Raw genomic sequence first — 12120 nt, 5'->3', positions numbered from 1 at the left:
AAACAGGGTTTGCATAAATAAGCACGATATTGGAACCGAAAATTCAGACTGCTGGATGCCACATTTTATAGCATTAGAATCGCATTTAGTTAAATTGGTTTAATAATAAAGGAAATATCTTAATGTGCGTTAGCTGAAGATCAGAGCTGTCTTAAGGCAGCTCTTTCTTTATGGAACTAACGGGGCAGGATAGTTCTATAAGCGTAGTGTAGTCGAACTGTGCTGTACTTTCTTAAAAAACACATGGAGACTCTTACAATTTCCTCCTTTTTTAGATAAAATAGTTTCTGATAGTTTACTACTAATTTCAACTCTAAAGGCGGTAGTCCCAATTAAATTTCTCCAAAAAAATGAAACCAATATTTATATAATTCTTCTAGTACTCACTACAATTAATGGATTTTTTAATAAAAGCGCAGACGAAGGAACACTAGATATTATTATGGTTATTGTCCTTTTCATAATTTTAATTATCAAGGTAACATTGATTTTTTATAGAAAAAGAGATGTTGATTAAGCAGTTTTAACACAGTTTGTGTCAACTCTAAAATAAGTCTTAAGAAACGAACGGGTGCATTAGATTTCGGCGAAAAAGTCTAAAGGGGTAGAAAATAATGAAGGTGCTTTTAAGGTGTTTAACGTTAATTACCATTTTAACAATAATTTGTGGTTGTCAAAAAAACTATACTGGAGATTATGTACAATGGGGAGATACTGTTGAAACTGTTGACACAAAAAAATTAAAGGAAAATGATATCCCATACAAAATAAAGGATAATAAAGTTTATATTCCCGAAGATGCCGCAAAAAAGGCCACTTTTTGCTGTACATAATACAATAATTTTTTCCCTTAATTAATTGGTTCCGAAGAAACTAATGTTTAAAGAAATAGCTAAAAAGGAAAATATCATTTTGGACAAGAACAGATTGTGACATAAGGTAAATAAAGTAGAGGGTGCGTTAGCTGAAGATCGGAGCTGTCTTTAAGGCAGCTTTTTCTTATGGCACTAACGGGGCAGGATAGTTCAACAAGTATAATGGTTATTTATGGTAAAATTTAGAAGGGATGATTGTTTAATTTACAGGGGGGGTTCAAATGAGTGAAGATAAAGAAACACCTGAAAGAAGAAGAGAAAGACTAAGACAAGAAGAACTAAAAAGGAATCCTGGTGGGAGTCTTCAAGGTGGAGGCCTTCCAGATTTTGTAGGCAGTATGGGATGGAAAAGTACAGGAATTCTTATTCTTATAATCATAATTGGCTTTATTTTTGTATCACTCTTCTTCAAGTAACGGGTGCTTTACTTCAATAACAGGGGTTGCTGCGGCAGCCTTTTTCTTATGGCACTAAACCAGCTAATAGTTAGTCAACATTTTTCAATGAAAACTTAAAATATTTCATGCTATACTAAATTTGTGCATGCCAAATAACCTTCCAATGAACCGTATTTGGAAAGTTTTGTGATATTTAGTTATACTTTTAAACTAGGTTAGATCTTGGAAAGTCGAGTTATTTTGTAATAATGCATAAATCCATTGTAGAAGCTTATTAGCACATGCTATCACAGCTACTTTAAAGGGCTTTCCTTCTTCACGTTTCTTATCATAGAACTCTCGTAATCTCTTGTTCCGAGGGATGATTTCATCTGTCGTTTTCTTCTTGCGACAATCACGAATGGCACAACGAACGGCCATATATAAGGCATGTCGTAGTCTGCCAGAACCTCTTTTGGTAATCCTATTTACTGTGCCTTTAAATTTACCTGATTCAAAGATACTTGGATCAATTCCGGCAAATGCCACTAGTTTTTTAGGGTGATTAAACCGATCAATCTCTCCAATTTCAGAAATAATCGTTGCAGCGATTTTTTCACCGATTCCAGGGATGGATTGGATAATCTTATATTCTTCAATTTCTTTTGCCAAAGCATCTATCTCGTCTTCAAACTTGGATAGGTGCTTTTGGTATTCTAGAAGCATTTTTATATACATCTCTAGGCTTAAAATGTGACTCTGATATAAAGTTCTCTGAAAAGGATTTCGAGCTGAGGCAGCCATAAGTTTCTCTGCCTTTGTATTCGCCCACTTTCTAGAACGACTTGGACAAAGTTCATTAATCCTATTTGCTACAGTTTCTTCACCGACTGCTAATATGTCTTCAGAAGTAGGGAATTCTAATAGAGTAAGCAAAGAAACAACCGAATACAAATCTCCAAAAACTCCTCTATATTCAGGAAATACTTGATCAAGAACAGCTTGAAACTGTAGTTTTGTTTGTACATAGATACCTGTTATATTTGCATGTTGTCTTGAAAGATTACGAAGATTTAAGAGTTGTATCCCTCGTTTTTTATAAGGCTCTAAATCCTCTTTATAGTACAGCTCGCAGAGGTGACGTGCATCGATTAAATCTGTCTTTACTTTCCGTAAACTAGAGCTCTTCGCACGATAAGAAATGAGTGGGTTAACGATAATTAATAAGTAACTTCTCTCCTCAAAATACTGCACAATGGGCGTATGATAATGCCCAGTAGACTCTAAAACGACCGGAGGTCGAATTCCTGTTATGTTTTCTATCTCTCTAAGATATTGGTGTAAGCTCTCTAGTCCTTCAATGGTATGTGCTACTTTAAAACTTCTTTTATAAGGCTTCTTTTTATCCAAGAACGCTTGAACCTGACTTTCACCTTTCGCTACATCCAGACCAACCACTGGATTCATTTTTTATCTCCTCCAAAAACATATTATTGCCGGTAACCCCTAATCCTTCTTGCAGTATCATAGCTTCGCTTGTTATACGAGATCTTGGTCCCAACCAGCCAAATCATGTTTAAGCAAGTAGGGGGCGAACGGTTTAGTTGACGGGGTCCAAGCCCCATGGGCAGGAACGTTCTACCCCAGCTACCGTTATCATATATCGATATAAAAATTGTTCAACCAGAAATATCTGGCTGACCTTATAATACGAACGGGGCAGGTTAGTTGAAGAAGGCTATGTTAAAAGTCCAACCATTTTTACTACGATGTGCCCAGGAAACTTTACTAGCATCAATCTATATTAAATGACTTAAAACAACTTATGATAAGTTCTTTTTTGGATTTCATTACTTATAATCACTTTTATCTTTACTTAAAATAGCTTATAATTAAGTTGAGGAGGTTAAAAATGAATCAAGAAGAACGATTGATACGAATCCTTAACTATTTAGAAATCCACAAAACAATGAACATCAAACAGATGTGTGAAACATTTGATATTTCACGTGATACTGCAAGAAGAGATATCGTGGAGCTTGCGAACCAAAAAATGGTAGTTAGAACTCATGGTGGAGTTGCATTACCATCATTTCATAAAAAAATTGATGATTATCGGGATCGATTACGCACCGAATCAGAAACAAAGAAATTAATTGGAAAAAAAGCTGCAAGTATGATAACAGACAATGAGATGATTTATTTAGACGTTTCAACCACAGTCAATTTTATAGCTCAATTTTTAAAAGCAAGACAAGTTACCATTGTAACTAATTCAATTGATAGCGCTTATGTATTGGCTCAATCTGAAGATACAACTATACACTTTTTGGGAGGTACTCTAAATAAATCAACTCGACATGTCACAGGATTTTCCGCCATAGAAAAACTAAAAGATTATCATTTCAATAAGGTGTTTATTGGAGCAGCAGGTATTATGGAAGATGGCATTTATTATGGGCTTGAAGAAGATATTTACTTTAAGCGAGAATTGATAAAACATGCTGATCAAGTCATCTTATTGACAGACCATACAAAACACAATCATCGACAGAATTACAGAGGTTTAACAATTGAATCCATTGATACCATTATTACCAATAAATCAATGCCTAATAATTTATATAGATCTATAGAAGAACATGGTGTTGAAGTGCTAATTACAGATACAGAATAAGACTCACTGATCAGGAGAATATTGCTTAAATCCATTATTAGATGATACATTCACTAGGATTGTGACCAATTGCTTTCCCGATAATGAAATTTAAAAGTGGTTTTAACCAATATAACATTAGATATTCACAACGAGAGGAGTTTAAAAGACGATGATTAAATTATTAGTCAGTGATCTAGATGGAACGTTAATTGATAAAAAGAATCAAGTGGCTTTACATGACATTAAAGCATTGAAAAAATTACGGGAACATAACGTAGACATCTGTCTTGCAACTGGAAGAATGGACAACGAAATTATGGAAGTAGCTAAAGTGGTTGGAGACCAATTCCATCGCGTAAGCCAAAACGGATCATTTGTCAGGACCAATGACCACGTTTCTCTTCACTCGCAAACATTTGAACATGGGCTCGCAAAAAAACTGTATGAATCGGCTTATTCAGATCGTAACATTACAATCGTTTGTTCAAATGACACCAACTTTGTAGCACAAAAAAATGATGTCATTCACCAAATTGAAGAACGCTTTTTCTTTCCGATTGAAGAGCAAGATGACATGATAAATGCAATTGGCCAATCCCTTACCCCTTCTAAAATTTCGGTATTGGGCCATCATGAGGAAATATTAGAAATGCAGCAATCTATTCAAGGTGTTTTTCACGAAGAGGTGGATACATTCATTTCTGAAAAAGGATGTCTTGATATTATGCCGAAAAACATCAGTAAAGGAAATGCCTTATTAATCCTTTTAAAACACTTGCAGCTCAAGCCCGAAGAAATCGCATGCGTAGGTGATTCTTTTAATGACATCCCTATGTTTAAACTAACACCAAATAGTTTTGTGATTTCTCATGCCCATGAAGATGTCAAAAAAGAAGCAACCTATGTCGTTGAGACAGTCAGTGAAGCAGTGAAGATGATTCTTGAAAAAAATACCCGTGAACAAAATATGATTCACTTATAAGGGTTCTGGCGTGAAAGAATGCAAAAACAGGAATAAGATTTTGAGAAAGTTGCTTCGAGTGTTTTTGGTTTATTAAATACATCAGAGCGTTTATGGATTTCCAGGTTATTCAACTAACGGGTGCGTTAGTTCTTTAAGACAAATAAAAAGAAAGCTACCCAAAGTTAGCCCATAGATATTACTTTGTTATATACAGTAGTGAACCAACCAGTAATAGTAGATGCTGTAACACCTGCATCATCAGCATCGACACGCGTTCTCAATTTACCGTCATTGATACGTTTTACGAATGTACCTTTAACACCTTGTGTGTTGGGGGATTACGTTAATAAAATTACGACCTTATAATTAGGAAGTGTGTATTAATTAATGTAATTTGCTGAAGAAACAAAGGCACAAAAAAAAGGAAGGGGAACTACAAAAGTCCCTCTTCCTTTTTTTACTTTATTTTTTTGAAATTTTACGTAATAAATATAAAGCGTATATGATAGCTGGTATAGCTCCAATCATTAAAATCATGTTTATTAAACCAAATATAAAATAAGAAGACGATACATTCATTTTAATTCAACCCCATTAAAAATTTTAATCTCTATAAGTGTATTTTTGAAAAACACGAGCAACTTTATTAGTTTTATTTAAAGAAGTAAGTTTGATATAACTAGAAAGAACTATATAGGCATTATTAAGTTTACCAGTTAATTTATAGTTCTTACATTTCATATCATAACCTACTTTTACAGCCTTTTGAATCGGTAACTTCACATGAAGCATCTACACTTAACCAAACAGTACCATTTGTTTTTCTTATGGCACTAACGGGGCAGGTTAGTTGCATAAGACAAGTAGGATTAAATAAATCTATTATTGAAAAAAGAGTGATTAACAGAGAAAATTTTATTAAGCTAACTTGTGCTATAGTTCAAGATGTTTGGCTGCCACCACCATTATCAAATGAATTGAGGATGGAAATTGAAATGAAGAAAAATATGTTTAGTTTTACGTCAGCCATAGTTGGAGTTATGGCTCCATTACTTTTATTTGTTGCAATTGAAATAATTATGTTTAGTGATATATTACTAATTAGTAGTTTGAGCCTGTATGGTGTTTCTATTATATGTACGATTATCGCTGTGATAAGGAAAGAACAACATAAGATGAAGTACATCCCATTCCTTACTCTAATCCCCTTTACTCTTTATCAATTATTAATTTTATTGGTTTATTCATTAGGGAAATTCATAAATGGGTAAACTAACGGGGCAGCATTCCTGTCCTGTATTAACTGAAATACTAAAAAGTTTGTGAAGAAATCTACTTAAACTAACGGGTGCTTTACTTCATTACCAGGAGCTGATCAGCAGCTCCTTTTCTTATGTAACAAACGGGGGAGGCTTGCTTTATGAAAAATATTCCAAAAACTATTTAATTCCAAATTAATAATGTTAAACTTGTCCTATGGTTCGGCTTAATAACTTGAGAGTAGGGAGTAATTTATTTGTTAAAATCGAAAGCATTTAGAATAATAGTACTAATAATCATCCTATTTTCCATCTTTATAATTCAAAAAAAAGATGTGATTTTTCAGGAAGGAAACCCTATACCGTTTGCTGTGGCTATATCTAAAATGATTATTCAGGATAAAGGCATTACTGAAGTAAAAGGAACAGAGGAAGTGGGGGGGATTTATGGATATTTAGTAAAACGCGGGGAAATGAAGCCTTTCATTAAATTGATGGAAAAGGAAGGCTGGGATTTCGAGGAAAGAAACGAGATAACAAATGCTTTAGTGTTTAATAAGGGCGATGTTACTACAAGTATTGGTTATCAATATTATACAAGATACTACACAATAATTTATTATTCTCCTTGAACTAACTTGTGCGTTAGCTGAAGATTGGAGCTGCCTTTAAGGCAGCTTTTTCTTATGGAACTAACGGGGCAGGATAGGTGAAGAATGCTTACTCTATAGTTTAAAAATATAAGAGAACTGGTTACAATCTTGATAAATCAACTAAAAAGTAATGTGTCACATAGGAGGATAGCTATGATTTACTATGAGGTACTTTGTTATAGTTGTAAAAAAGTATTCAGAGTATACGAAGGCTCACTAAAGTATAAACAATTTAAGGAAAGAAAGAGTAGGATTCTTTGTTGCGAAGATTGTAGTCATAAAATACGCATTGAAGCAATCAAAAATTTCTTTAGATAGTTTTTTGGGAGAGTCCTGGTGAAATAATGTACTTCAACTAACAGGTGCGTTAGCTGAAGATCAGAGCTGTCTTTAAGGCAGCTTTTTCTTATGGTACTAAAGGGGCAGGATAGTTGAATAGAGGGAGCTAAAATTTAACTACGAACCTATATTATTATTTATTTGAAGTAAAGGAGGATAAGATGAATACGTATTGTAAGAGTGCATTGAATCAAATTAAAGTGGCTGTAACGACAATTGTTGAGATGATAGATAAGTTAGAAGAAAATGACTTACAAAAAAGACCTACACCCAATAAGCATTCAATAGGAGAGCTGTTAGAACACATTGCTATTATTTGTGAAGCTGATTCGCTTATATCGGATGGGGCATCCCAAAACAAGATGAATAAATTTTATTCAAGTGTTTCATATAAAAGCCTATATGAGATGAAAGAAGCTTTGATAAAAAATCATCAATTTTTAGAAGATAAATTTATGAATTTTACAGAGGTCGAACTTCAAGAGGAAATTACTTCTTATTGGGGTGTTACATACTCACGATATGAATGGTTGATAGAGATTGTAGCTCACGTTTATCATCACAGAGGGCAATTACACTCTATGCTTGTTCATTGTTATGAGATAGACCCAAAAGTTCCATTATTTGAATAGATTTTACTATTCAACAAACGGGTGCGTTAGTTGCACTTGAAGAGTATTAGTTTACGCAGCTTGATAGACTTATATATAATAGATAAAAACCATTAGGAGTTGACTTTATGATTAATCGGATTCGTAATAAATTGATTCCCGCACAAGAAATGGGAGAAGAAGTAGATAATATCTACGCTATTTTACCCCCGCCAGGAACCATTATCGAATTGGCAACTGAAGAAGAAATGGAAAAGGCAGCAGAGCTTGAAATTAGACATATGGCTTTCATGAGGTTGCAGGAAATGAATATACAATTTGACGGTGCGTCATATAAAGAACTATTAAAAGAGTTTCAAGATTTTGAAACCGATTCGAGTAAATTTTGGAGAGGTGTAGCAAGCCGTTTATCCGTTCCGTATGAATGGCCAATCAGAATTGATTATGCAAACGGCCCAATTTATGTTGGTGAACACGAATTATATGAAGAAGAAGAGAATGAAGATTGATATTGAAATTTATGCTTGGCATGTCGAATAAGTTCATGTATTAGTTATTAATGTATTTTAATCGATTTTAGAGCGTTGACCAAAAGGGTTAACGCTCTTTTTGTTTACAAAATTTTATAGTGATGTAAGTGGATTTTTCCTTCTAGTTGAACGACCGGGTGCGTTTGCAGAAGATCAGAACTGTATTTAAGACAGCATTTTCTTAAGGAACTAACGGGGCAGGTTAGTTCAACAAGCTTTAATTAAGAATATTCCCATTTCAAACTTATTTAGAGCAAGGTTATTTCTTGCCTTTTTCTTTGTGTTTTAAAGTTGCTTTTTTTTTCAAAAAGGGTATTTTTGGTTGAAAAATAATACTTTTAGTGTAAAATTACACTAAAAAGGAGTATTTAGTATATATGGAAAAAGAAGAATTCATCAATTTAATATCAGAAAAAATGAAACTTGTCCGAACAGAACAAAGTTTTTCTCAAGATAAGATGTCTGAAATTCTAGGGATTTCAAAAAAAACACTAGTTCAAATTGAAAAAAGAAGAACAGAAGCCAATTGGACCACCGTTGTTGCATTTTGTGCTTTGTTTAATCATAGCCAATTGTTGATATCATCAATCGGTGACAATCCAGTTGATTTTGTTCAGTTAATTGCTAGCAAAAATGGTGGTACGCCTAAAGAAAAAACAATGGGTGGTAAGATATGGTGGAAAGAGGTCGAGTATAGAGGGGATTTTCGTTTGCAACAAAATTTGATTAGTAACCATTACCGTATATTGGATCAATATGATTATCGTTGGCATAGTTCTTTTGATAAAGAAGAGAGTTTAAGTCGTTTAAATGAATTACAGGAGGTGGGGACTATCGAGATAGACAAAGGTATAGGGATATATGAAGAATAAGACCTCAACCTATAATAGTCTTCGGCTGTCCAAGTTTTCCACGTAACCTATATATTTGTTCTATTTATAAATATACAAAGAGAGGTGACAATATGAGAAAAATAGTAAGTGGTATTCTATTAGTCTGTTTATACTGTTTTCCTTTTGTTTATTTTTCAATGCACCAAGATTTTGCTAACCGTTCAATGCTTGGCTATTTAATTATGATTGTAGTAACTTCACTTCTTGCTTTCTTCGGCAAACTCGTTAGTAATTCAATCTTTCTTATTATTGGTAATATATTATCTGTAATAATTTCATTTTATTTCATCAGCGAGATGACAGGGAACGAACGATGGGGTGGCTATTTTAAGCCACTAACTCCATATCAATTATTAATCTTGGTTAGTTTTTTGAATTTGATTCCTCAGTTCTTCGCTATAAAGTTAGCTAATAGAAACAAAAATAAAGTTAAATATTAATTTGATTGAGAAGAGTAACTTCTTTGAATTACTCATTTCTTTAATAAATATCAACAATATTCATTAACATAGCGTTCTTATTAAACAAAACCAGCTAAGTTTGTGATTTAATACACTTAAACTAACGGGTGCGTTAGCTGAAGATTGGAGCTGTCTTTAAGGCAGCTCTTTTCTTATGGAACTAAAGGGGCAGGTTAGTTGCATAAGGAAAATATTTCAAAATTATATATTTGTGAATTTACAAATGTTAAAATATAGAAAAATAGAGGTGGTTTAATGAGGATAAGAAAAGCTGTATTAACCGATGCCAAAGGGATAGCTAAAGTACACGTTGATAGTTGGAAAACCACATATGCAAATATCATTCCAGACGAATACTTAAATAATTTGATTTATGAAGGACGAGAGCAATTATGGAAAGAAAACATTCCTAATAGCGATGTATTTGTAGCAGAAAACGAGGAAGGAAAAATTGTTGGTTTTTCATCTGGTGGTAAAGAAAGATCTAGTAAATACCCTGATTACACTGGTGAATTATATGCTATTTATATTTTAAAAGAGTATCAAGGAAATGGGTTAGGGAAATTATTGGTTAAACCAATCATTGAAGAACTACAACAAAAAAAACTTTTTTCAATGATAGTTTTAGTGCTTGAAGATAATAGTTCTCGTCTTTTTTATGAGGCTCTTGGTGGTAAAAAAATAGACACCATTGAGGTTAACATTTCTGGGAAAAAACTCAATGAACTTGTATATGGATGGGACAATATTAGAACACTACTTTAAACTTAGATATTTAGATAATAAACTAAAAGGTAATAAGGGCTGCTGATGATGTAGCCCTTTTCTTATGGTGCTAAAGGGGCAGGTTAGTTGCATAAGAATGTAGAATATAAGAACAAATTGCCAATAAAAGTTTATAAACATAATTAATTGAGAGGGGTTCTAACTTGAAGTTAAAAGAGATAGCTGACCTTTTTATGGTCAAAGAAATAGAAGGGAATATGGATGTCGAAATTACAGGATTACAAATGGACTCAAGGAAAGTGGAAAAGGGGAATTTGTTTATCTGTGTACCAGCCATTAAGGGATTTCTTGAAGATAGACACCATTATGCTAAAGATGCCATTAGGAATGGTGCAGTAGCCCTTTTAGTCGAACGTGATGTTGATATTGATGTACCAAAGATATTTGTTAAAGATGCAAGGCAGGCAATGGCTGTTATTGCTTCGAATTTTTATAATCATCCCTCACATGAGATGAAACTTATTGGAATAACAGGAACGAACGGCAAAACCACTACCTCTTACATTATTGAAAAAATTTTTACTGATTACGGACTTAAAACTGGTCTGATGGGTAATAACGGCATTCAGATTAACGGAATCATGTATCCCACAGATATAAATACACAGGAACCCCCCATTTTACAAAGAAACCTCCGGAAAATGAGGGAATACAACACGGAATATTGTGTTATGGAAGTTACATCTCAAGGGTTAGACATGAAGCGTGTAATGGGGTGTAACTTTAGAACAGCCATATTTACAAACCTTACTCAAGATCACATAGATTATCACGGCACAATGGAACAATATAGGAATACAAAAGGGCTTTTATTCTCTAGGCTCGGAAATACATTTAAATCTAAAGATGAAAAATATGCTGTCCTAAATGCAGATGACCCAAGTTTTGAACATTTTCGTAAATTATCTGCAGTGGAAGTTATTACTTACGGAATCAACAATGAAGCTGATGTTTCTGCAAAAAATATCACCATGACATCGCAAGGAATTCGGTTTTTACTTATTACTTTTAAAGGAGAAATTGAAATACACCTACAATTAGTAGGGGGTTTTAATGTTTATAATGCATTAGCTGGTATAACAGCAGCGTTAATTGAAGGAATACCCCTTGAGAATATTAGAAGTAGTCTTTCCTTGTTAACAAGTATAAGTGGCAGGATGGAAATAGTGGATGAAGGACAAGATTATCTTGTTTTAGTTGACTACGCTCATACACCAGATGCTTTGGAAAACGTATTAAAATCAATTAAAGAGTTCACAAAAGGAAAAGTAATTACTGTTTTTGGTTGTGGTGGGGATAGAGATAAAGGAAAACGACCAATTATGGGAGAAATAGCTAGCAGATACAGTAACATTGTTTTTGTTACTTCTGATAATCCACGTTCAGAAGACCCTATTAAAATTATGAATGACATAGAAAAAGGAATGAAAAAGTCTATTTCATTTCAATATGAATTACTCGCTGATCGAGAAGAAGCTATATATAAAGCTATCAAAGAGGCTAATTCAAATGATGTTGTTATAATAGCTGGAAAAGGTCATGAGACCTATCAAAAATTTAAAGATAAAACAATTCATTTTGATGATAAAGAAATAGCGAGAAAGGCAATATCTGAGAAGTAGTATTAATTACTTTAGGTCTTAACGATGCTTTAACCAGGCATCTTCTTTTTGTTTGTGAAGTAATGTACTTAAACTAACGGGTGCTTTAGCT

14 protein-coding genes are annotated in these 12120 nt (G+C 33.5%); 13 read left to right on the top strand and 1 reads right to left on the bottom strand.

Annotation, left to right across the window (positions count from 1 at the left end; genetic code table 11):
• Positions 1-614: 614 nt before the first annotated feature.
• The gene (locus J7I90_RS26450) at positions 615-833 is read left to right on the top strand and encodes a hypothetical protein (RefSeq protein ID WP_214774792.1); all 219 of its coding nucleotides are present in this window, start codon (positions 615-617) and stop codon (positions 831-833) included.
• A 263-nt stretch (positions 834-1096) separates the two neighbouring features.
• The gene (locus J7I90_RS26445) at positions 1097-1291 is read left to right on the top strand and encodes a DUF6366 family protein (RefSeq protein ID WP_214774790.1); all 195 of its coding nucleotides are present in this window, start codon (positions 1097-1099) and stop codon (positions 1289-1291) included.
• 192 nt (positions 1292-1483) lie between these two features.
• Here the strand turns inward: J7I90_RS26445 and J7I90_RS26440 are convergent, their stop codons facing one another.
• The gene (locus J7I90_RS26440) at positions 1484-2719 is read right to left on the bottom strand and encodes an IS110 family RNA-guided transposase (protein ID WP_214774788.1); all 1236 of its coding nucleotides are present in this window, start codon (positions 2717-2719) and stop codon (positions 1484-1486) included.
• Positions 2720-3164: 445 nt separating this feature from the next.
• Here J7I90_RS26440 and J7I90_RS26435 point away from each other — a divergent pair, with 445 nt between their 5' ends.
• The 11 genes from J7I90_RS26435 (at position 3165) to J7I90_RS26390 (ending at position 12029) form a co-directional block, all read left to right on the top strand.
• Positions 3165-3929 (top strand): DeoR/GlpR family DNA-binding transcription regulator, encoded by a 765-nt coding sequence (locus J7I90_RS26435; RefSeq protein ID WP_214774786.1) that lies wholly within the window; start codon positions 3165-3167, stop codon positions 3927-3929.
• A 151-nt stretch (positions 3930-4080) separates the two neighbouring features.
• Positions 4081-4893 (top strand): Cof-type HAD-IIB family hydrolase, encoded by an 813-nt coding sequence (locus tag J7I90_RS26430; RefSeq protein WP_096340392.1) that lies wholly within the window; start codon positions 4081-4083, stop codon positions 4891-4893.
• Positions 4894-5702: 809 nt separating this feature from the next.
• Positions 5703-6146 (top strand): hypothetical protein, encoded by a 444-nt coding sequence (locus J7I90_RS26425; RefSeq protein ID WP_214774784.1) that lies wholly within the window; start codon positions 5703-5705, stop codon positions 6144-6146.
• Positions 6147-6391: 245 nt separating this feature from the next.
• Positions 6392-6766 carry a hypothetical protein gene (locus J7I90_RS26420; RefSeq protein ID WP_214774782.1) on the top strand — a complete coding sequence of 125 codons (375 nt, stop codon included), beginning with the start codon at positions 6392-6394 and terminating at the stop codon, positions 6764-6766.
• A 174-nt stretch (positions 6767-6940) separates the two neighbouring features.
• Positions 6941-7105 (top strand): DUF2197 domain-containing protein, encoded by a 165-nt coding sequence (locus J7I90_RS27615; RefSeq protein ID WP_251025484.1) that lies wholly within the window; start codon positions 6941-6943, stop codon positions 7103-7105.
• Between the two features lie 182 nt (positions 7106-7287).
• On the top strand, positions 7288-7758 hold the full coding sequence (locus tag J7I90_RS26415; protein WP_214774780.1) for a DinB family protein: 471 nt from the start codon (positions 7288-7290) through the stop codon (positions 7756-7758).
• Positions 7759-7865: 107 nt separating this feature from the next.
• Positions 7866-8246: a hypothetical protein gene (locus J7I90_RS26410; protein ID WP_251025483.1), complete on the top strand. Its 381-nt coding sequence runs from the start codon at positions 7866-7868 to the stop codon at positions 8244-8246.
• A gap of 398 nt (positions 8247-8644) precedes the next feature.
• On the top strand, positions 8645-9139 hold the full coding sequence (locus J7I90_RS26405) for a helix-turn-helix transcriptional regulator (protein WP_214774778.1): 495 nt from the start codon (positions 8645-8647) through the stop codon (positions 9137-9139).
• A gap of 92 nt (positions 9140-9231) precedes the next feature.
• A complete protein-coding gene (locus J7I90_RS26400) occupies positions 9232-9600 on the top strand; it encodes a hypothetical protein (RefSeq protein WP_214774776.1) in 369 nt (122 codons plus the stop codon).
• Positions 9601-9876: 276 nt separating this feature from the next.
• Entirely contained in the window at positions 9877-10386 is a 510-nt protein-coding gene (locus J7I90_RS26395; RefSeq protein ID WP_214774774.1) for a GNAT family N-acetyltransferase, read from the top strand.
• Between the two features lie 164 nt (positions 10387-10550).
• Positions 10551-12029 carry a UDP-N-acetylmuramoyl-L-alanyl-D-glutamate--2,6-diaminopimelate ligase gene (locus tag J7I90_RS26390; protein ID WP_214774772.1) on the top strand — a complete coding sequence of 493 codons (1479 nt, stop codon included), beginning with the start codon at positions 10551-10553 and terminating at the stop codon, positions 12027-12029.
• The last annotated feature ends 91 nt before the right edge of the window (positions 12030-12120 follow it).

Origin of the sequence: Bacillus sp. ISL-57 (assembly GCF_018613135.1) — a bacterium.
GTDB classification, from domain to species: domain Bacteria; phylum Bacillota; class Bacilli; order Bacillales; family DSM-1321; genus Peribacillus; species Peribacillus frigoritolerans.
The sequence above is the reverse complement of the archived record's forward strand: the minus strand, read 5'-3'. Positions and strand labels throughout refer to the sequence as shown.